The sequence below is a fragment of the Metabacillus sp. FJAT-52054 genome (assembly GCF_037201815.1).
In the GTDB taxonomy this organism is placed as follows: domain Bacteria; phylum Bacillota; class Bacilli; order Bacillales; family Bacillaceae; genus Metabacillus_B; species Metabacillus_B sediminis.
In genome coordinates this window covers 3,046,812-3,068,186 of sequence record NZ_CP147407.1, presented here as the reverse complement: position 1 = coordinate 3,068,186, position 21,375 = coordinate 3,046,812, and the positions used below count along the sequence as shown (strand labels likewise).

The 21,375-nt window shown below is 43.3% G+C and carries 21 protein-coding genes and 1 other annotated feature; of the genes, 16 read left to right on the top strand and 5 right to left on the bottom strand.

The window, feature by feature from the left end:
* Positions 1 to 31 precede the first annotated feature (31 nt).
* The 6 genes from WCV65_RS15880 (at position 32) to WCV65_RS15855 (ending at position 5,060) form a co-directional block, all read left to right on the top strand.
* Entirely contained in the window at positions 32 to 727 is a 696-nt protein-coding gene (locus WCV65_RS15880) for a hypothetical protein (protein WP_338777795.1), read from the top strand.
* 103 nt (positions 728 to 830) lie between these two features.
* Complete coding sequence (locus WCV65_RS15875; protein ID WP_338777793.1) at positions 831 to 1,220, top strand: GntR family transcriptional regulator; 390 nt, start codon at positions 831 to 833, stop codon at positions 1,218 to 1,220.
* Positions 1,213 to 2,091 carry an ABC transporter ATP-binding protein gene (locus WCV65_RS15870; RefSeq protein WP_338777791.1) on the top strand — a complete coding sequence of 293 codons (879 nt, stop codon included), beginning with the start codon at positions 1,213 to 1,215 and terminating at the stop codon, positions 2,089 to 2,091. Before WCV65_RS15875 ends, WCV65_RS15870 begins: the two co-directional genes overlap by 8 nt.
* Positions 2,085 to 3,035 (top strand): ABC transporter permease subunit, encoded by a 951-nt coding sequence (locus WCV65_RS15865; RefSeq protein WP_338777789.1) that lies wholly within the window; start codon positions 2,085 to 2,087, stop codon positions 3,033 to 3,035. Before WCV65_RS15870 ends, WCV65_RS15865 begins: the two co-directional genes overlap by 7 nt.
* Positions 3,036 to 3,052: 17 nt before the next feature.
* Positions 3,053 to 3,751, top strand: coding sequence for an ABC transporter ATP-binding protein (locus tag WCV65_RS15860; protein ID WP_338777787.1), 699 nt, complete (start codon positions 3,053 to 3,055; stop codon positions 3,749 to 3,751).
* A complete protein-coding gene (locus WCV65_RS15855; RefSeq protein ID WP_338777785.1) occupies positions 3,741 to 5,060 on the top strand; it encodes an FtsX-like permease family protein in 1,320 nt (439 codons plus the stop codon). The genes WCV65_RS15860 and WCV65_RS15855 overlap by 11 nt, the downstream gene beginning before the upstream one ends.
* Positions 5,061 to 5,110: 50 nt before the next feature.
* On the opposite strand, the gene WCV65_RS15850 is transcribed toward WCV65_RS15855, so the two are convergent.
* Positions 5,111 to 6,208 (bottom strand): AbrB family transcriptional regulator, encoded by a 1,098-nt coding sequence (locus tag WCV65_RS15850; protein WP_338777783.1) that lies wholly within the window; start codon positions 6,206 to 6,208, stop codon positions 5,111 to 5,113.
* A 263-nt stretch (positions 6,209 to 6,471) separates the two neighbouring features.
* Between WCV65_RS15850 and WCV65_RS15845 the strand changes: the two genes are divergently transcribed.
* From WCV65_RS15845 to WCV65_RS15815, 7 genes are all read left to right on the top strand, one after another.
* Positions 6,472 to 7,671, top strand: a complete 1,200-nt coding sequence (locus WCV65_RS15845) for an MFS transporter (RefSeq protein WP_338777781.1) — start codon at positions 6,472 to 6,474, stop codon at positions 7,669 to 7,671.
* Positions 7,672 to 8,042: 371 nt separating this feature from the next.
* Positions 8,043 to 9,155 carry an IS110 family transposase gene (locus tag WCV65_RS15840; RefSeq protein ID WP_338777767.1) on the top strand — a complete coding sequence of 371 codons (1,113 nt, stop codon included), beginning with the start codon at positions 8,043 to 8,045 and terminating at the stop codon, positions 9,153 to 9,155.
* A 675-nt stretch (positions 9,156 to 9,830) separates the two neighbouring features.
* Positions 9,831 to 10,040 (top strand): hypothetical protein, encoded by a 210-nt coding sequence (locus WCV65_RS15835; protein ID WP_338777779.1) that lies wholly within the window; start codon positions 9,831 to 9,833, stop codon positions 10,038 to 10,040.
* Positions 10,041 to 10,182: 142 nt separating this feature from the next.
* Positions 10,183 to 10,689: an SMI1/KNR4 family protein gene (locus tag WCV65_RS15830; RefSeq protein WP_338777778.1), complete on the top strand. Its 507-nt coding sequence runs from the start codon at positions 10,183 to 10,185 to the stop codon at positions 10,687 to 10,689.
* A 200-nt stretch (positions 10,690 to 10,889) separates the two neighbouring features.
* A complete protein-coding gene (locus WCV65_RS15825; protein ID WP_338777776.1) occupies positions 10,890 to 11,222 on the top strand; it encodes a DUF4257 domain-containing protein in 333 nt (110 codons plus the stop codon).
* A 92-nt stretch (positions 11,223 to 11,314) separates the two neighbouring features.
* Positions 11,315 to 11,533: a binding site (T-box leader), on the top strand.
* A gap of 75 nt (positions 11,534 to 11,608) precedes the next feature.
* Positions 11,609 to 14,023: a leucine--tRNA ligase gene (leuS, locus tag WCV65_RS15820; protein WP_338777773.1), complete on the top strand. Its 2,415-nt coding sequence runs from the start codon at positions 11,609 to 11,611 to the stop codon at positions 14,021 to 14,023.
* A 323-nt stretch (positions 14,024 to 14,346) separates the two neighbouring features.
* The gene (locus tag WCV65_RS15815; RefSeq protein WP_338777767.1) at positions 14,347 to 15,459 is read left to right on the top strand and encodes an IS110 family transposase; all 1,113 of its coding nucleotides are present in this window, start codon (positions 14,347 to 14,349) and stop codon (positions 15,457 to 15,459) included.
* Between the two features lie 532 nt (positions 15,460 to 15,991).
* Here the strand turns inward: WCV65_RS15815 and WCV65_RS15810 are convergent.
* Positions 15,992 to 16,225: a hypothetical protein gene (locus tag WCV65_RS15810; protein WP_338777771.1), complete on the bottom strand. Its 234-nt coding sequence runs from the start codon at positions 16,223 to 16,225 to the stop codon at positions 15,992 to 15,994.
* A gap of 129 nt (positions 16,226 to 16,354) precedes the next feature.
* Here WCV65_RS15810 and WCV65_RS15805 point away from each other — a divergent pair, with 129 nt between their 5' ends.
* The 3 genes from WCV65_RS15805 to WCV65_RS15795 all read left to right on the top strand — a co-directional run bounded on the left by WCV65_RS15805 (position 16,355) and on the right by WCV65_RS15795 (position 18,981).
* The gene (locus tag WCV65_RS15805; protein ID WP_338777769.1) at positions 16,355 to 16,663 is read left to right on the top strand and encodes a rhodanese-like domain-containing protein; all 309 of its coding nucleotides are present in this window, start codon (positions 16,355 to 16,357) and stop codon (positions 16,661 to 16,663) included.
* A 293-nt stretch (positions 16,664 to 16,956) separates the two neighbouring features.
* A complete protein-coding gene (locus tag WCV65_RS15800; protein WP_338777767.1) occupies positions 16,957 to 18,069 on the top strand; it encodes an IS110 family transposase in 1,113 nt (370 codons plus the stop codon).
* Positions 18,070 to 18,759: 690 nt separating this feature from the next.
* Entirely contained in the window at positions 18,760 to 18,981 is a 222-nt protein-coding gene (locus tag WCV65_RS15795; RefSeq protein ID WP_338777765.1) for a hypothetical protein, read from the top strand.
* Positions 18,982 to 19,190: 209 nt separating this feature from the next.
* Here WCV65_RS15795 and WCV65_RS15790 read toward each other — a convergent pair whose 3' ends face one another.
* The 3 genes from WCV65_RS15790 to WCV65_RS15780 are packed head-to-tail and all read right to left on the bottom strand — an operon-like array spanning position 19,191 to position 21,173.
* On the bottom strand, positions 19,191 to 19,658 hold the full coding sequence (locus tag WCV65_RS15790; RefSeq protein ID WP_338777763.1) for a DUF2691 family protein: 468 nt from the start codon (positions 19,656 to 19,658) through the stop codon (positions 19,191 to 19,193).
* Positions 19,659 to 19,700: 42 nt separating this feature from the next.
* On the bottom strand, positions 19,701 to 20,345 hold the full coding sequence (locus WCV65_RS15785; protein WP_338777762.1) for a response regulator transcription factor: 645 nt from the start codon (positions 20,343 to 20,345) through the stop codon (positions 19,701 to 19,703).
* On the bottom strand, positions 20,346 to 21,173 hold the full coding sequence (locus WCV65_RS15780) for a histidine kinase (protein ID WP_338777760.1): 828 nt from the start codon (positions 21,171 to 21,173) through the stop codon (positions 20,346 to 20,348). It lies immediately after the preceding gene.
* Positions 21,174 to 21,375 lie beyond the last annotated feature (202 nt).

The window sequence follows — 21,375 nt, the reverse complement described above, 5'->3', positions numbered from 1 at the left end:
GGGGTTTATTGGGGAAGGGGGGACCGAATGCGTGAGGGACTTGGGACAGTGTGAGGATGCCGGGCAAAAGGCGTGGGAAACGTGGAACCGTGTGGGGATGCCAGGCAAGAATGCCGGGCAAACCGGAAAAAGGGTTCGATGCCAGGCAAACCGGAAAAAGGGTGCGATGCCAGGCAAGAATGCCAGGCAAACCGGAAAAAGGGTGCGATGCCAGGCAAGAATGCCAGGCAAACCGGAAAAAGGGTGCGATGCCAGGCAAGAATGCCAGGCAAACCAGAAAAAGGGTGCGATGCCAGGCAAGAATGCCGGGCAAACCGGAAAAAGGGTGCGATGCCAGGCAAGAATGCCGGGCAAACCGGAAAAAGGGTGCGATGCCAGGCAAGAATGCCGGGCAAACCGGAAAAAGGGTGCGATGCCAGGCAAGAATGCCAGGCAAACCGGAAAACAGGGTGCGATGCCAGGCAAGAATGCCAGGCAAACCGGAAAAAGGGTGCGATGCCAGGCAAGAATGCCAGGCAAACCGGAAAAAGGGTGCGATGCCAGGCAAGAATGCCGGGCAAACCGGAAAAAGGGTGCGATGCCAGGCAAGAATGCCAGGCAAACCGGAAAAAAGGTGCGATGCCAGGCAAGAATGCCAGGCAAACCAGAAAACGAGTGCGATGCCAGGCAAACCAGAAAACGAGTGCGATGCCAGGCAAATAAAATTATTCATCTCTCCCCTCCATAAAAATGCCGTTGACAAATGCTCCACAACTGTATATTGTAGTAAGTGTATTAATCATTGTAGTACACCTAATACAGTTCATTCAATATAAGAAAGTAGGGAGATCATGATACAAATTGATCCTCGCAGCTCGACGCCTATTTATGAACAGGTGGTTCAGAGTATGAAGGAGCTGTGTTTAAAAGGGGCTCTAAAACCGGGGGATAAACTTCCTTCTGTTCGTGAATTAGCGACCATTATCATTGCGAATCCAAATACTGTGGGAAAAGCATACAAGGAGCTTGAACGTGAAGGCATTATTGAGACGTTAAGGGGCAGGGGAACCTTCGTTTCGGAGAATGTCAAAATAAAACTGGATGAGGGGAAGATGGAAATGCTTAAGGAGCAGCTGAAGACATTGATTATAGATGCGGCTTATGCAGGGATAGATATTAATGAGCTCCATGAGTGGATTGATGAGATTAAGAAAGAGGTTGGGGGAAGGAAAGATGCTTGAGGTTCGGAATCTGTCTAAGAAGATGAATGGGGAGCTTATTTTAAGCAATATTTCTTTTACAATTCATGCAGGAGAAATATTTGGGCTTCTTGGGAGAAATGGGTCGGGTAAAACTACGCTGCTTCGCCTGATTGAACAGGTGCTCATACCAGATCAGGGTGAGATTTTGTTTAATGAGCTTCCTATTGCTTCAAATCCTGAGGTGAAAAGAAAGATTATATATGTGCCAATTCAAAATGGATTTTACGAGCGTTATTCTTATAAACAGCTGATTAGAATACTTAAGCCGATGTATCCGGATTTTGATGTTACGTATGCCAATGAACTGATGAACAGGTATGGTCTGTCTGAAACGAGAAAGTACCGTGATTTGTCTACGGGCTTGAAAAAACAGTTTGCTTTAATCATTGCTTTTGCTATGAGGCCTGATCTTATTTTGCTGGATGAACCAACGGATGGGATTGACGCTGTAACCCGCCACGATGTTCTCGAGTTAATGATTGATGAGGTGGCCCTCCGAAGCACAGCGATTGTGATCACTTCCCATAGACTTGAAGACATTGAGAGAATTTGCAGCCGTATTGCATTTCTAGAGGATAATACAATCTCGAACCTAGTGGATATGGAAGATGTAAAAGGGGATTACTTGAAGGTTCAGTTAGCTTTTGAAAACGACCATCATCTTCAAATTCGTGAGAAAGGGATTCCCATCCTTGATCATACAGGGGTATTCTATACAGTTTTATTGGAGAAAAGAAACAGCGGGCAAAGAGAGTGGCTTCAATCCCTGGAACCGAGAGTCTGGAATGAACTCCCAGTCAGCTTAGAGGAAGTATTTATTGCGAGGTTTGGAGGTAAACGGAGATGGTAATAAAGGGGCTCATACTTAAAGAATTAAGGCAATCAGCTGTTCTTATTGCTGTGTCGATGATTATTTTGATTGGAAATATGCCCTTTATTTTATGGGAGGATTACTCTTCGTTCATTACCAATCGTATTTCTGGTCCATATGAATTTGATTTTTCATCAAAATTTTTTATGGGGATTATTTTAATTATCTCATTTTCCCTGGCAGTCGGTTTTTTAGGCAGTGAAAAACAGCGCGGGAGCATGGATTTCACTCTGGCTCTTCCTTATTCCCGAAGCACAATTTTCTGGACGAAATGGCTCACTGGAATATGCGTCATTGTCGTTTCCCTGCTTCTTTCTTATGGAATTACTTTGCTGCAGTTAAGTTTATATCATGGCACGGCGATCAACGGCAGTTTTCTTCATTATTTTTGCATGACCGGCGTTTCGCTGATTATGGTATTTACATTAGTATTTGCTGCGGGCTGTATGACAGGTACATCGCTTGCTCAAGGTATAGTGGCTATTAGCACGGCAATGCTTCCTCTTTTAGTAGTAGGGGTAGTTGTTATGAATTTATATCCGTTTATGGAGCACCCGCCGTCAAGTCTGGTGAATCTTTCTGAAGAAATGGCGATATTCTTAGCTCCTTCTTACTTTGCTTATGCTAAGGAATTGTCATATACTCAGATGCTTGCTCCTCTATTTATGACTTTAGTTTATCTGATTATTGGATATGCTTCCTTCTTGAAGCAGCCTATGGAGCGAAACGGTTATTTCTTCAGCTGGAAGCAATTAAATTTACCTGTCTTTATTATCGTGGTATTACTTGGGACATTAGGATTTGGGGGGATTTCTTACGGCTCATCAAATTCTATTACCGGATATGTAATTGGGTTGTTAATAGGTGCCGGAATAGGTGGAACCCTGGGATACTTTCTAATATATAAAAAGGCAAAATTATAAAGCAGGGAGAGGACTTCATGATACAAATCAACGACCTATCTCATTCCTTCTTTGTCGGCAAAAAAGGGAAGGAGAGGGAAATTCCGGTGCTGACCGGTATTTCCCTTGATATTGAAAAGGGTGAAATTGCTTCAATTGTCGGCCGGAGCGGATCAGGGAAATCGACGCTGCTGAATTTGATTTCAGGATTTATGAAGCCGGTTGCGGGACAGATTCTTATTAATGGACAGGATGTAACTCAATTTAATGAAAAGAAGTGGGCGGAGTTCCGACTAGAGAACTTTGGGTTTATCTTTCAGAATTTTCAGTTGATACCGAGTCTGTCAACCTTTGAAAATATTGCTCTTCCTTTAACACTTAGAGGAGTTTCTGCATCTCAGCGGAAAATCAGAGTGAATGAAATGCTTGGCCGTGTTGGTCTTTTAGAGCAGGCGAACCATTATCCAAATGAGCTTTCGGGCGGTCAGCAGCAGCGTGTCAGTATTGCGAGGGCTCTCATTTTGAATCCTCAGATCATTCTCGCGGATGAACCGACTGGAAGCCTGGATTCAGAAACAGAAAAAGAGATTCTCGGTCTGATACAAGAGCTGAACCGTGAAAAGGGAATTACCTTTTTCATCATTACTCATGATGATGAAGTAGCGGAAATCAGTCATAAGCGCTTCAATCTTCATGATGGCGTTTTAGTGAACGGGGGTGTGCCGGTTGAAGCTTAAGGATCAGATCGGATTTGTCCGGCAAAATATTAAAAAGAACCGCCTTCGTGTTTTCATGACCATTCTAGCGACAACGATGGGCTGTTCCTTCCTGATTGTATTAGCTTCGGTTGGGTTTGGATTTCAAAAAACGCTGACAGATGAAATTCAAAAGCAGCAGATCCTTACGGAAGTGAAGGTTGAAGGAAAACAGGATGGAGAAGAATCTGCCAAGCCCATTACGAGCAGCTTAATAAAGGATATTGAGGAAACCGAAAATGTGAAAGCGGTCGTTACGAGAAACATGATTGAGGCCCCGGCAAAAGCTCAGTTAGAAGGAAGAACGGGACAAAATTTCACATCGATTGTTACAAATATGAAGCAGGAGAAAAAAGCGAATCTATCCCTGGACCGGGGGAAAATGCCAGAGAAGCCGAATGAAATTGTGGTTGGCTATCATTTTGGAAAACAGCTTCTCACTGAAAATGAACAGAAGCAGCTTGATGCATACAACTCAAATCCAGAAGGCAATGTGAAGAGACCTGAAGGATACAAAAAGGACTTGCTGAACAAAAAAGTAACTTTTGTGTATACCGATTTAAACGGGAAAGAAAAGTCTTATCCGTTTGTCATTACGGGAGTATCCAAAAAGCCTGCAAGAGATTTTATGGAAGACACAAATGTGATGATCGGGGACAATATGCTGAAAGAGCTGGCTCCGCTCGTCAATCCGGATTTTGATTATGAGAAGGAAATCACATATAGCAATGTGAACGCTTATGCGTCATCCATTGATCAGGTGGATGGACTGACAAAAGCACTTAAGGACAAGGGCTATCTCGTTTACTCGATTACAGAGGAGCTTGAAAGCATGAATTTGTTTTTCACTGCCTTTAAGGTTGGGCTGATCTTTGTAGGGACGGTAGCTGTACTAATCGCCTCCATTGGTATCTTCAATACGATGACAATGGCCGTAACGGAGCGAACGCAGCAAATTGGAATTATGAAGGCGATCGGTGCGCAGCCAAACATGATTAGAAGGCTGTTTTTAATGGAGAGCGCATGGATTGGGGTTGCAGGGTCTGTGATCGGGGTTGTCATTTCTTATGGAATAAGCTGGGCTGCAAATAAAATTGTACCGCTTATCCTGCAGTCAACAGCTGGCGGGGGTGAGGCCGCTCCTTTTGATATGCAGATTTCCTATATCCCGGTGTCACTCGTTCTTATTGCAGCCGCCATCAGCATTGGAGTGGCCATCCTATCCGGCCTGCGTCCAGCTGTAAAGGCGACGAATATTGATGTTTTGTCTGCACTTCGGCGTGAAATTTAATTAGCGCAAAAAACCAGTTAGGATCACCTAACTGGTTTTTTGCATGCCATTTATTCTATTTTCGATGCCTCTGCAGCCAAACTTCTTTTCAAAATCGTTCTAAAAATAACCCTGATGAGCGGGGGAACGGCAAGGAAGATAAATAGAATCCGGAATAGCTGGTAGCAAACTACGACTGAGAGATCAGCGTTTACTTCCTTTCCAATCAGCGCCATTTGGTCCATTCCCCCTGGGGATAGGCTTAAAAAGGCGCTAACAAAGGTGATGGGATGAAGCTGTGTAAGAAGAAGACTCAAGCCGATGGAGCCGGAAATCAGCAGCAATCCGCTTAGCAAAGCAAGGAAAGCAATTCTTACCTTATTTTTTAGTCTTTCAGGCTTCAGCATGAGTCCGATGTACGCACCGATCATCAGCTGCGAGATATTCAGGATGGATGGAGGAAGAGGCGGTCCGTCATACCCTGATAGATTCAGAATAATGGTCACAATCATCGGTCCGAGCAAGTAGGCCGTCGGCAGTTTTAATTTTTTTCCGATGATTGCTGCCAGTATACAGATGACTGCGAAAATCCAAATGTGAGGGAATAGCCCGTCCCAGCCGGCAGCCCTCTGAACGCCTGCAGCATGATGGTCCGGATTTCCAAACAAGGGACTGAAAATGAGCAGCGGTACACAGAAGACAATCATTATCAGCCTGGATACCTGGAGAAAGGTGACAACAGTTATGTCGATCCCCTTTGTTTCCTCTGCAAGTGGAATGATCTGGCTCAGCCCGCCTGGTATACTGCCCATTAAAATGGTGGGAAAAGAAATCCCGGATAGCTTGGAAACGAGTATTGAAATGATGGTTGAAAGCATGAGAAGCATCGCGGTCAGCAGGATCATGGCGGGAAGCTGCAGTCCAATTTGATGCAGTGCCTCCATTGTAAACGACAATCCAATCGTATAGCCGACGATCACCATGCCTGAATTTCGTATTTGCTGAGGCCAGTATAGCTTTGTGCTATGAAAAATGTTTGATCCGATCAGTACAAAAACCATGGAGCCGATCAGCCATGGTATTGGCATTGAAATAAGCTGAAATATGATTCCGCCGGTCACTGCAAAAAGCAGCGTGATCAGAAATGAAACCCATTTATTGTTTTGCATAGCTGCATTCCTTCTTTTCTGAAATTGCATGTTTGTTTCCATTATAAAGTCTTTCCAAATCATATGCGAATCACGCAAATTGATAGATTCCTGAACCGTTAAGAAAAAACCGACCTAAATCAATGGGATTTCTCTGATTGTAACTTCCAATTATCTGAAATGTTTTTTATTTAATCATCCAGCATTCTTCTATTGAAAAACGTGCCAAAACCTCATACACTAGCTAATGGAAATGAAAGATTTATACAGAAGGAGGGGTTCGTATGCCGCGTTCCCTATGGCTTCTCGTAATTGGGATGATCATAAATGTAACCGGGGCTTCTTTTTTATGGCCTCTTAATACGATATATATACACGATGAGCTGGGAAAATCGCTGACCGTAGCAGGCGTCATCCTTATGCTGAATGCAGGCGCTAGTGTAATTGGAAATTTAGCGGGCGGGGTTTTGTTCGATAAAATCGGAGGCTATCGCTCGATTTTGCTTGGTATCATCATTACGCTTGCAGCTTTGATTGGAATGATTTTTTTCCATGGCTGGCCGCACTACGTTATTCTGCTTACAATCGTTGGATTCGGATCAGGGATTGTTTTCCCCGCAACCTATGCTCTAGCAGGCAGTGTCTGGCCTGAAGGCGGAAGAAAATCATTTAACGCGATTTATGTAGCACAAAACGCCGGGGTAGCCATCGGTTCCGCATTAGGCGGACTGGTTGCATCCATTTCATTTCAATGGATTTTTATGGCGAACGGATTGCTGTATGTTCTCTTTTTTTTGGTGGCATTTTTCGGATACCGAAATATTCAAGGGCAAACGATTCATCCGACCGCCCTGGTAACAAAAAAACCAGGCATGAAGGACCGCACAAAATTCACCGCGCTATCCATCCTGTCCATTGCCTACCTGCTTTGCTGGGTCGCCTACGTACAATGGCAGTCAACAATTGCCGCACATACTCAAACGCTGAACATTGACCTGAAGCAATACAGTCTCCTATGGACGATTAACGGACTGATGATTGTACTTGGCCAGCCTTTGCTTTCTGCTTTTGTTAAACGCTTTGCAAAAACGCTCAAGTCCCAAATGCTGATTGGAATGGGAATCTTCATGGTATCCTTCGTCATCGCTGCAACAGCAGGCGGATTCTCCGGATTCTTGACTGCCATGATCATTTTAACCATTGGGGAAATGCTCGTTTGGCCTGCTGTGCCTACCATTGCAAATGACCTCGCTCCAAAAGGAAGAGAAGGCTTCTACCAGGGATTCGTAAACAGCACAGCGACCGCTGGAAGAATGGTAGGCCCTCTGTTGGGAGGTATTTTAGTAGACTTGTACAACATGCCGGTCATGTTTGCCGTGCTGATTGGCCTGCTTGTTATTAGCTTCTTCATTACGATGATATACGACCGCAATATAAAATATCTTTCAAATCAAGACCTTTCCGCCGAAACGGTGAAAGGGTAAATAGAAGCCTGAGATGGATGTTGGATCCTTCTTGGGCTTTTTTGATAGGCGATTGTTTGGGAGTAATGAAGTTTTATAGAAAATGGACAAAAATTTTTTGAAGGAAAACAACCAGGCTACAGCAAAGTGTAAACCTTGTCCTTTTTGAAATTAAATATTAATCGAAAATAAGGTTAGTTGATGGCGGCGGAAGGCAGGGAGACTCCAGCGGGAGCAGCGGGAAAGGTGAGACCCCGCAGGCGCAAAGCGGCGAGTTATCATGAACGAAACTAGCCCCTTACTCGTAAAATCGTAGGTTGATTTGGTTAGACTGTTTTTGTCAAACAAAACAAAACCAAATCAGAGCTACATTACGGAAGGAGCTAGCTATTATGCAGGATACCATTAAATACGTAGGTTTAGACGTATCAAAAGAAAATATTGCCGTTGCGGTCGCAGAAGAAGGACGGGAAGCACCGAGATACTGGGGGGTCATTCCTCATACGCCTGAAGCCGTAAAAAAATTGATGAAGAAGCTGGGCAGCCCAAAGTCCCTTCGTGTCTGTTATGAAGCCGGTCCTACCGGATATCCGTTATACAGACTATTACTAACATTGAACATTCATTGTTCAGTGATTGCCCCAACTCTTATTCCGAAAAGGCCTGGAGATCGAATTAAAACCGATCGCCGAGACTCTGTTCGTCTGGCTCAATTATATCGGGCTGGGGAGTTAACGTCCGTTTATGTTCCTACTCCAGAAGACGAAGCCCTTCGGGATCTGGTACGTTGCCGGGAAGATGTGAAAGAGGATGAGTTAAGGGTGAAACACCGGTTAAGCAAATTTTTACTACGCAACGATATTAAGCCACCGGCAGGTGTAAATAAGTGGACCAACAAGTACTTCAGATGGCTGGATACCCTTCATTTTGAGAATTCTTCTTTGCGGGTTACGTTTCAGGAGTACTATTATCAGCTTAAAGAAATCGGTCAAAGACTCTTAAGGCTGGAAGAAGAAATTCGGGTTCACTCAAATGAAGGGGTACATGCCCGGAAAATTCAGGCCCTCCAATGTTTGAGAGGTGTTGCCCTTGTCACCGCCTCGAGTGTTGTGGCAGAAATAGGTTCGTTTAAACGATTCCCAACCCCTAATCACTTCATGGGGTATGTCGGGTTGATTCCAAGCGAATATTCGAGTGGAGAAAGCAGACGGCAAGGAAATATAACCAAGACAGGAAATCGGCATGTACGACGGTTATTGGTCGAAGCCGCTTGGAGTTACCGATATAAGCCTGCGGTTAAAGGAGAATTGGCACGAAGACAAAGTGGACAATCTCCGACCATTCAGGCCATATCCTGGAAAGCACAAAATCGCCTTCATCAAAAGTATTACCGCTTACTATCCAGAGGAAAAGAGAGCAGTAAAGCCATAACAGCTGTAGCGAGAGAGTTAGCTGGGTTTATTTGGGCCGTGATGCAAGAAGTCGAAGATGTCCCAGAATCGTAAAAAGATGTCGTGATCCTGACGTGTTGTAGACCGATTCAAAATAGAATAGGGAGAATAGGGCTCGAAGGCAAAGAGTAAAACCGGAAAGGAAAATCCACGCGCCTCCTCTGTGCTAGTCCCATGTGGATGAACGCACGTCCCGAGTTTGTGGAAAAGTCCTTTATACGGAAAGATAAAATGTGAGAACCCACGAATATCAGAGTGCTAACCGCCGTTGAAATTTTTGCCTTCGTGCCGTGTCCTTCCTGTCTATTCTATAAACAAGAAAGGAATTATATTCAGTCGCTGCCTGTCAAATAAAACACAAAAAAAGAAGCGAAATACGCTTCTCTTCTTAAAGCTGTTCAAAAACAAAGTAAAACATTAGGTTGCAGGGGGCTCTTGAAAGTTTCGTTCATATCAGGAGGCTCACCGCCCGCCCCGCGGAAAGCGAGCAGCCTGGAGCCGCCATCAACCCCGTCGAACTGATTTCCAAACCAAAGATGTTTGCGAATTTAACATTTAGAAGATTGGCAGGTTACTTACGGAGTTGTTGTTTAAATCAGATATTTCTATCTGTTTAACTCGACTCCAGCTCATGGTATTATAATTAACAGCTTATAAACTTTTAGGCTTTACCTAATAAACGAACGGATGCCGAGAAAAGCCTCCGCTAAAATATGGAGGTGTAAGAGAATGAATAAACGATGGACAATCGATAAAATTAGAGATTTTGTTGAGAAAAATTCGGATAGCACCCTGCTGTCAACGGAATATCACGGTTTTTCTCAAAAGCTGCAATTTAAATGTGCATGCGGAAGTACCTTTGAAAAATCATTTACAAAATTTAAAAACAATAACCAGCGTAAATGTGACGCATGCCAGCCGCCAAAAGCGTCAAGATAACCTACTGCGAATATATAAAGTGCCGATTTCTATTAAAGAGAAGTTGGCACTATTTTGTTTTATAGCATAAGCTCCGGCATTTCTTTTCAATAGAGGCAGTCCGTATCCGCAGCTTTTGATCCTATAAAAAAGAGGTGATAGCTTGGAGCTCTACAATTGTATAGATTTTTGGGCTGAAGGCGAAGAACCTGTATCGGATGCAGATATTAGGCTTGCTGAGAAAAAGTTAGGAGTAAAACTTCCTCCATCCTATAAAGAATTACTAAAAGTAAAGAACGGCGGAACGTTAAATTACCCTAAGTTTTTTTTAGAAGAAAAAGATAAAGAACGAATAACTATTCCAGAGATCAATGGAATTGATTTTGAAGGAGAAAAAGGAATTCTTGCTTCTAAGCATTGGATTAAGGAGTGTGGTCTGCCTAATCATATAATCATTCTTTGGGGTGATTATCATAGTTGGATTGCATTGGACTATAATGAAACCAATCAACATCCCACAGTAGTTTATTTATATACAGATTATGAGAATTGGAATTGGAACCAGATCGAAATAGCGAAGGATTTTGACCGTTTTCTAAAAAAATTATCCCGTGGTTACATTTTACATCCTGAAAAATTAAAACCAAGCTATACGAGAAAGAAAAAGTGAATTTTACGTCTTTGAAATAGAGAATCCCATATCAAATTAGTACATTTGTTCGATATAGAAAATAATTCCAATTAATCAGGCGGTTTACCCATTCATTTTGTATAATAGAAATAAAAAAGCCTTTCCCATCCCCGTGGGACCGCCGATCTGCATTTTTTATTCAGCTTTGCCAGAATAAAAAAGAAGGAATGGTGGTGTAATTGACAGCTCAAATCTTAATTGCCAGTATCATCGGAGGCATAATGGGGATTGTTAGCCACATAAAAAAAAGGGGGCGTCTTGAAAAACCGAGAATGACGAAACGTTTTATCTATCTTGGATTCTATGAAGACTTTGCAGTTGGAACGATCGCGGCCATCATGCTGGTCCTCTCCTCAGAACCGCAATCCTCTTTTCAATTAGTCCTGCTATCCATCATCGCCGGATACAGCGGGGAAGCCGTACTAAAAAGCTTTGAATTTTCCGCTCAGCAAGAACAGCCTGAAGGTCCCCCAACCAAAAATTGTCCAAGTCACAAGCCGCCTCTCCCTTAAGCAATGCCTCTTTGCTGACAGCATTCCCTTAAAAAATCGCAACCAGCTTGCATATCCCTCAAATTTTTTATAAAATAGCATTAGAATGAAATAGTCGAACGGTGACAAGGAGCAGTAGTGAACAGGATGCACCATAGAGAGCTGACGGAAGGTGCAAGTCAGCAGCAAATGTTCATGAACTCGCCTTAGAGTTTGCAGATGCGAAAGAAATCAGTAGTGTCTGCCGTGCATTCACGTTACGAATGTCAAGCGAGTGTAGTTTGTATACACTAATTTGGGTGGTACCGCGGGAGAAAGCTCTCGTCCCTTTTTACAGGGACGGAGCTTTTTTTATTTTTCACGGCCGCGTACTCGATGTCCGTTCAGCGAAAACAAGGAGGATGTATATGAGTTTCAGTCATAAGAAAATCGAACAGAAATGGCAAAAGCATTGGCTTTCCAACAAGACATTTAAAACAGGTGAGGAACCGAACCGCCCTAAATTTTATGCGCTTGATATGTTCCCGTATCCGTCAGGAGCAGGTCTTCATGTAGGGCATCCGGAAGGATTTACAGCGACAGATATTCTTTCCCGTATGAAACGGATGCAAGGATACAATGTTCTTCATCCGATGGGATGGGATGCATTCGGACTTCCTGCAGAACAATTTGCACTGGATACAGGAAATGATCCGGCAGTATTCACGGAACAGAACATCAACAATTTCAGACGCCAAATCCAGGCACTTGGCTTTTCTTATGATTGGGATCGTGAGGTCAACACGACCGATCCTCATTACTATAAATGGACACAATGGATTTTTCTCAAGCTTTATGAAAAAGGCTTAGCCTATATTGATGAGGTTGCCGTGAACTGGTGTCCGGCACTTGGTACCGTTCTTGCGAATGAAGAGGTCATTGACGGGAAAAGCGAGCGCGGCGGACATCCGGTCGAACGCCGTCCGATGAAGCAGTGGATGCTGAAAATTACAGCCTACGCGGATCGTTTGATTGAAGATTTGGATGAAGTAGACTGGCCGGAGAGCATTAAAGAAATGCAGCGCAACTGGATTGGCCGTTCCGAGGGGGCTCACGTTCATTTTGAAGTAGATGGACATGATGAGAGCTTCACCGTTTTCACAACAAGACCGGATACTCTTTTCGGTGCAACCTATGCGGTTATTGCTCCTGAGCATGCGCTAGTGAGCAAGATTGTAACAGCTGATCAAAAAGAAGCGGCAGATGCTTATATCAATCAAGTGAAATCCAAGTCTGATCTGGAAAGAACGGATCTTGCAAAGGATAAAACCGGTGTCTTCACGGGTGCATATGCCATCAATCCAGTGAGCGGCGAAAAAATGCCGATCTGGGTGGCAGATTATGTATTGATCAGTTACGGTACAGGGGCGATTATGGCGGTACCTGCCCATGATGAACGCGATTATGAATTCGCTGTGAAATTCGAGCTTCCGATTAAAGAAGTCGTTCAAGGCGGCGATGTATCGAAAGAAGCTTACTCCGGTGATGGAGAGCACGTAAACTCTGAATTCCTGAACAGATTAGGGAAAGAAGAAGCGATTCAAAAAATGATTGAATGGCTGGAAGAGAACAGCAAAGGCGAAAAGAAGGTAACATACCGCCTGCGTGACTGGCTGTTCAGCCGCCAGCGCTACTGGGGCGAGCCAATTCCGATCATTCATTGGGAAGACGGCACCATGTCCGCTGTTCCTGAAGACCAGCTTCCGCTTGTGCTTCCGAAAACAACAGAAATCAAACCGTCCGGTACAGGCGAATCCCCGCTTGCCAACATTTCAGAATGGGTGAATATAACAGATCCTGAAACGGGCAAAAAAGGACGCAGAGAAACGAACACGATGCCGCAATGGGCGGGAAGCTGCTGGTATTACCTGCGCTACATCGATCCAACGAACGAAAACCATCTAGCGGATCCGGAAAAAATCAAACAATGGCTGCCGGTTGATACGTACATCGGAGGAGCCGAGCATGCGGTGCTTCACCTTCTATACGCCCGTTTCTGGCACAAGTTCCTTTACGACATCGGCATGGTTCCAACGAAAGAACCGTTCCAAAAGCTGTTTAACCAAGGAATGATCCTTGGCGAAAATAATGAAAAAATGAGTAAATCCAAAGGCAACGTCGTCAATCCGGATGAAGTTGTTGAGAGCCATGGTGCCGATACGCTTCGTCTTTACGAAATGTTCATGGGACCGCTTGAAGCTTCCATCGCCTGGTCTGAAAAAGGACTGGATGGAGCAAGACGTTTCCTTGACCGCGTATGGAGACTGCTGATTGAAGATGACGGCAAACTGACTTCGAAGGTTACAAACAGCGGAAATCAGGCTTTAGAAAAGGTGTACCACGAAACCGTGAAAAAAGTGAGCGAAAACATTGAAGGGCTACGCTTTAACACGGCGATTTCACAGCTGATGGTATTCACAAATGATGCATATAAGGCAACTGAGCTTCCGAAAGAGTATATGGAGGGCTTTGTGAAGCTTCTTTCTCCAATCGCTCCCCATCTTGCGGAAGAGCTTTGGGAAAAGCTTGGTCACTCTGCTACCATTGCCTACGAAAACTGGCCGCAGTATGATGAGTCCAAGCTTGTGGAAGATGAAGTGGAAGTGGTCGTTCAATTCAACGGCAAGGTAAAAGCAAAGCTTCTAGTTCCAGCCCAGGCTTCGAAGGAAGAGATGGAGAAAATTGCGCTTGAAGATGCAAAAGTAAAAGAGCAGCTTGAGGGCAAAACCATCCGTAAAGTAATCGCCGTACCTGGAAAATTGATTAATATCGTTGCGAACTGAAAAGGTATTAGGGGCTGTCTGAAAAGTCCTGAATAGAGGAAATAATGGAAACCAAAAACCCCCTGAGTGCTTCGTGAATGGAGCATCCAAGGGGTTTTTTTACACGTATTTCTGAACAATCCTGGTATGGCTGATTGGAGCGGAAGGTGCTTGACTCCTGCGGGAGCAGCGGGACAGGTGAGACCCCGCAGTGGCGAAGCCAAGAGTTATCATGAACGAAACTAGCCCCTTACTCGTAAAATCGTAGGTTGATTTGGTTAGACTGTTTTTGTCAAACAAAACAAAACCAAATCAGAGCTACATTACGGAAGGAGCTAGCTATTATGCAGGATACCATTAAATACGTAGGTTTAGACGTATCAAAAGAAAATATTGCCGTTGCGGTCGCAGAAGAAGGACGGGAAGCACCGAGATACTGGGGGGTCATTCCTCATACGCCTGAAGCCGTAAAAAAATTGATGAAGAAGCTGGGCAGCCCAAAGTCCCTTCGTGTCTGTTATGAAGCCGGTCCTACCGGATATCCGTTATACAGACTATTACTAACATTGAACATTCATTGTTCAGTGATTGCCCCAACTCTTATTCCGAAAAGGCCTGGAGATCGAATTAAAACCGATCGCCGAGACTCTGTTCGTCTGGCTCAATTATATCGGGCTGGGGAGTTAACGTCCGTTTATGTTCCTACTCCAGAAGACGAAGCCCTTCGGGATCTGGTACGTTGCCGGGAAGATGTGAAAGAGGATGAGTTAAGGGTGAAACACCGGTTAAGCAAATTTTTACTACGCAACGATATTAAGCCACCGGCAGGTGTAAATAAGTGGACCAACAAGTACTTCAGATGGCTGGATACCCTTCATTTTGAGAATTCTTCTTTGCGGGTTACGTTTCAGGAGTACTATTATCAGCTTAAAGAAATCGGTCAAAGACTCTTAAGGCTGGAAGAAGAAATTCGGGTTCACTCAAATGAAGGGGTACATGCCCGGAAAATTCAGGCCCTCCAATGTTTGAGAGGTGTTGCCCTTGTCACCGCCTCGAGTGTTGTGGCAGAAATAGGTTCGTTTAAACGATTCCCAACCCCTAATCACTTCATGGGGTATGTCGGGTTGATTCCAAGCGAATATTCGAGTGGAGAAAGCAGACGGCAAGGAAATATAACCAAGACAGGAAATCGGCATGTACGACGGTTATTGGTCGAAGCCGCTTGGAGTTACCGATATAAGCCTGCGGTTAAAGGAGAATTGGCACGAAGACAAAGTGGACAATCTCCGACCATTCAGGCCATATCCTGGAAAGCACAAAATCGCCTTCATCAAAAGTATTACCGCTTACTATCCAGAGGAAAAGAGAGCAGTAAAGCCATAACAGCTGTAGCGAGAGAGTTAGCTGGGTTTATTTGGGCCGTGATGCAAGAAGTCGAAGATGTCCCAGAATCGTAAAAAGATGTCGTGATCCTGACGTGTTGTAGACCGATTCAAAATAGAATAGGGAGAATAGGGCTCGAAGGCAAAGAGTAAAACCGGAAAGGAAAATCCACGCGCCTCCTCTGTGCTAGTCCCATGTGGATGAACGCACGTCCCGAGTTTGTGGAAAAGTCCTTTATACGGAAAGATAAAATGTGAGAACCCACGAATATCAGAGTGCTAACCGCCGTTGAAATTTTTGCCTTCGTGCCGTGTCCTTCCTGTCTATTCTATAAACAAGAAAGGAATTATATTCAGTCGCTGCCTGTCAAATAAAACACAAAAAAAGAAGCGAAATACGCTTCTCTTCTTAAAGCTGTTCAAAAACAAAGTAAAACATTAGGTTGCAGGGGGCTCTTGAAAGTTTCGTTCATATCAGGAGGCTCACCGCCCGCCCCGCTGGTCGCTGAGCAACCTGGAGCGGAAATCAGCCAAAGCAAACAAGAGGTAAAAAGGTCTAGAAGCTTTAAATCGGACTTACTGGACAGACACTTTTTTATTATAGATCTTATTCTCTGCGCTCGTTTCCCCGTTTAAAGTTACCAGTCACCTTTGCCAGAATCAGCTGAATCTCGTGTTCCTCCTTGGCGAGATTTAATCGGGCTAAAAACTTCTCCGCCTCGCCCCCCTTTAATATTTTCACCTGTTTTCCGTTATAGAAAAGAAAGACCGACTGATTCTTTGCAATTTGAAAACTGAAGGGCTTCTCATCCAAACGGTTTCGTTTATCTATTTCCTTCACATCATCCCCTCCTGTATAGAACGTCTATTCACCAGTAAGCTGCAGAATTCCTGCAAAATCCGACGATTCGCACCCCGCATGCCCGCCTGCTATAATAAAGATATTATGGATAAGGAGCTGAATGCAGTTATGATTAAAGAAATCTCACCTTCAGAAGTACAGGAGAAGCTTCAAAACGGAGAAAATATTGAATTAATTGATGTGCGCGAAGACGAGGAAGTAGCAGAAGGCATCATTTCAAAAGCGAAGCATATTAAAATGGGAGATATTCCGGCCAGAGCAGGAGAGCTTGATAAAGAAAAAGAGTACATCTTTATTTGCCGCTCAGGACGCCGCAGCGAAAATGTCGCTGCTTTCCTTCAGGAGCAGGGCTACAAAGTAGTTAATATGACAGGCGGCATGCTTGAATGGAAAGGCGAAACCGTACCGAAACAATAATATGAATTGGAAAACCCCAGGTATGCTTTGAATTGAAGCAAACCGGGGGTTTTCTTTGTGAAAGTCTCTGTTAAAGCCTGATGTTGATTTTTAACACCTGTTGATTGGAGTGGAAGGCGCGAGACTCCTGCGGGAGCAGCGGGACAGGTGAGACCCCGCAGGCGCAAAGCGGCGAGTTATCATGAACGAAACTAGCCCCTTACTCGTAAAATCGTAGGTTGATTTGGTTAGACTGTTTTTGTCAAACAAAACAAAACCAAATCAGAGCTACATTACGGAAGGAGCTAGCTATTATGCAGGATACCATTAAATACGTAGGTTTAGACGTATCAAAAGAAAATATTGCCGTTGCGGTCGCAGAAGAAGGACGGGAAGCACCGAGATACTGGGGGGTCATTCCTCATACGCCTGAAGCCGTAAAAAAATTGATGAAGAAGCTGGGCAGCCCAAAGTCCCTTCGTGTCTGTTATGAAGCCGGTCCTACCGGATATCCGTTATACAGACTATTACTAACATTGAACATTCATTGTTCAGTGATTGCCCCAACTCTTATTCCGAAAAGGCCTGGAGATCGAATTAAAACCGATCGCCGAGACTCTGTTCGTCTGGCTCAATTATATCGGGCTGGGGAGTTAACGTCCGTTTATGTTCCTACTCCAGAAGACGAAGCCCTTCGGGATCTGGTACGTTGCCGGGAAGATGTGAAAGAGGATGAGTTAAGGGTGAAACACCGGTTAAGCAAATTTTTACTACGCAACGATATTAAGCCACCGGCAGGTGTAAATAAGTGGACCAACAAGTACTTCAGATGGCTGGATACCCTTCATTTTGAGAATTCTTCTTTGCGGGTTACGTTTCAGGAGTACTATTATCAGCTTAAAGAAATCGGTCAAAGACTCTTAAGGCTGGAAGAAGAAATTCGGGTTCACTCAAATGAAGGGGTACATGCCCGGAAAATTCAGGCCCTCCAATGTTTGAGAGGTGTTGCCCTTGTCACCGCCTCGAGTGTTGTGGCAGAAATAGGTTCGTTTAAACGATTCCCAACCCCTAATCACTTCATGGGGTATGTCGGGTTGATTCCAAGCGAATATTCGAGTGGAGAAAGCAGACGGCAAGGAAATATAACCAAGACAGGAAATCGGCATGTACGACGGTTATTGGTCGAAGCCGCTTGGAGTTACCGATATAAGCCTGCGGTTAAAGGAGAATTGGCACGAAGACAAAGTGGACAATCTCCGACCATTCAGGCCATATCCTGGAAAGCACAAAATCGCCTTCATCAAAAGTATTACCGCTTACTATCCAGAGGAAAAGAGAGCAGTAAAGCCATAACAGCTGTAGCGAGAGAGTTAGCTGGGTTTATTTGGGCCGTGATGCAAGAAGTCGAAGATGTCCCAGAATCGTAAAAAGATGTCGTGATCCTGACGTGTTGTAGACCGATTCAAAATAGAATAGGGAGAATAGGGCTCGAAGGCAAAGAGTAAAACCGGAAAGGAAAATCCACGCGCCTCCTCTGTGCTAGTCCCATGTGGATGAACGCACGTCCCGAGTTTGTGGAAAAGTCCTTTATACGGAAAGATAAAATGTGAGAACCCACGAATATTAGAGTGCTAACCGCCGTTGAAATTTTTGCCTTCGTACCGTGTCCTTCCTGTCTATTCTATAAACAAGAAAGGAATTATATTCAGTCGCTGCCTGTCAAATAAAACACAAAAAAAGAAGCGAAATACGCTTCTCTTCTTAAAGCTGTTCAAAAACAAAGTAAAACATTAGGTTGCAGGGGGCTCTTGAAAGTTTCGTTCATATCAGGAGGCTCACCGTCCGCCCCGCGGAAAGCGAGCGCCTGCAACGGAAATCAACAGCCAAGTTTAACAGAGCTTTGTGAAAATAAGTTCGTTCTAAAGAAATCAGCCAAATCAATCAAATTGTAAAAAGGGGAGTGAGCATTAAAACGGACTTAATGGACACCCTTTCTTAAACTTTTCTCAAGTCAAATCTATAACGAATTATGGTTCTAAACAGCACGCTAAACTTATAGTTTATATGAAGGAAATAGATGTTTTTTCTAATCCTATTCATATAAAGCAGGTGAGATCATGCTGACTACGGTTCATTTTTTTGACGGTAAAAACGTTGTATTGAGCCAGATGCTTAAAAGAGTTCCAAGCGTTGGAGAAGACTTGAAAATTAAAGGGAAATTAGGAAAAGTTTCAGAGGTTATCCAAACCGATGACAAAAATGTTCGTGTTCTTGTTGCTTTTCAGAGCGTCATTAAAAGTAAAGCGGCTGCAGACAACTCCAAAAAGAAAAAAAGGTAGCATTGGTTGCATAGAACAAGATCATCCTCCTGTGAAATTAAAAGCCGGTATCGAGATGATCGATACCGGCTTTCTCCTTCTTTTAAAAGGATATGTTAAATAATTGCGTTTATATTTAAAACTAACGGTATTTTTTGGTCTTTAATTTAATTCCTATGAAGAAAAGTACGCGGTATTTGAGCAAAGATTTATTAAATATAAATTAGCTGCTACCACACGGATAGTCTAGTTCTTATATCGTTTTTGTCCGTTATATAGTGAAGATTATTAAAACATCTTAATTTTGCATTTTGATACAAGCTTTCAAGTCTTATATTGTCTTTACAATAAATTTCCACATATACAGAATCAAAGACTAAAAGTACGAGCTGACAATTGCTGTTTACAAATTCCTCATACGTCTCAACACGTAATGAACTTTCGCCTTTGGGAAAGGCTTGTAAATTTACAAAGATGAGATAATATTTATTTTCTTCTAAAAGTTCTCTAAGAAGTAAGCCATCCATCCTGCTTACCTCGTCTGGGAAAAGAGGTTCCTGTAACTCATCTCCCTTTACTAAATATGATTCTTCGCCTCCGCTAGTCCATACGAATTCAGATATTTCAAATGACATTAATGCATTCATAAGAAATCTTCCGTATTCATTGGGGATTTCGAAACTGATCCCTCGTTTCATTTTTACCTCCTGTCTTTATTTGAGTCTTGGTTGGTTTATTTTTTACTCAATTAACCCCTGCTTAAATGCATAATGGGTAAGCTGAACGCGATTTTCCAAATGAAGCTTGCTTAGAATATTCTTTAAATGGCTCTTCACTGTATGCTCCGATATGAAAAGCCTATCTGATATTTCTCTGTTCGGCAGCCCCTTTGCGACGAGCTGAAGGACCTCGAGTTCCCTGGAGGACAGAGGGGTAGGATTGACATCAGCTTCAGGCTTGTTTTGAGGAAACTCCTTTAATATACGAAACGCGATTTCTTTGGACATCGGCACTTCATCCAATGCGAACGCTTTAAGGTATTCATACCAATCCCCGGATTGTATATTTTTGAGCAAGTATCCTTGAGCCCCATGCTTTAATGCATCGAATAAATTCGTCACATCATCAGATACGGTAATCATGACAATCTTTACATATGGAAATTTTGTTTTGATGATTTTGGTTGCTTCAAGACCGTCCATCACAGGCATTTGAATATCCATCAGGATAATATCCGGCATTAGCTTTTCCGTCATTAGAATCGCCTCTTCGCCGTTCTGAGCTTCTCCCACAATGATAAAATCACTGTATTCCTCTAAGATGATCCGAATTCCTTCCCTGGCATGACTATGGTCATCGGCAACTACTATACGAAATGGCTGCATTTACTTATACTCCTTTTCAAGAAGAATCCTCGTTCCTTTATTTCCTTCCTCTTTTGAAAACCTCCAGTTCATTTCCGAAGCACGTCTTTGCATAATCTGCAGACCAAATCCATTCTCCATATTAATAGGCTCCGCTGGAAAACCAACTCCGTTATCCCGAATTTCACATGTCCAGCCCTTCAAGGATTCCTGTCCGCTAATCCAAACTCTATTTGTCTGTGCATGTTTTATCACATTCATGACAGCTTCTTTTATACAAGCAAAAAGTTCTATTTTTTCTTTAGCGGAAAGCTTCTCTTCCTTAATGTCCCATTGGAAATCTACTTCCATTGAGTGGTTTTTTTCAAGCTCTGATAAGTATTGCTGAATGGATTTTGTCCAGCTGAACAGTTCAGGATCAGGCAGCTGCTTTAAGTTTTCAATCGCCCGCCGTGTATCTTCATAAATTTCTTTCAATGTTTGGTTCGTATCCTGAAATTCAGAATGTTTTTCAATGCCTGTTTTCTTCCCGAATTTATTTAATTTTACCGAAAGAAGAAATAAAGATTGGGCAACACCGTCATGAAGCTCTCTTGCAAGGTTCTCCCTTTCAATCAGGGCTGCTTTTCTTGCCCTCTCCATCTTCAATTCTTCCTGGATCCCTTCAAGCATCGAAAATAATTTCAATAGAAAGAAAATGGTTGCTGCAAAAACAATAGCGGGGGTTAATAGATTTCCCATGTCCATCGATAAGTACGGTAATAAAAAGGCATGCCTAATATATTCCCATAGACCGATAGCGGCCGTCGGGAGAATTAGGATCATCCACTTGATTTGTTTGTATGTCAAATTTTCACCTTATTTCAGCAGAGTTGCTTCTATTTTAGCATTTTCGTCACATTTCAGTAGGGATATCTTATACAAATCACTCTTTAGAGTCATCATCCCATGGAAATAAGAATTTATAATTGGGAACGTATTCATTAGCGTAGATAAGGATGGAGGAGATCACATGAAAGAATTGGGACTTGCTGCATTTATTATCATCCTT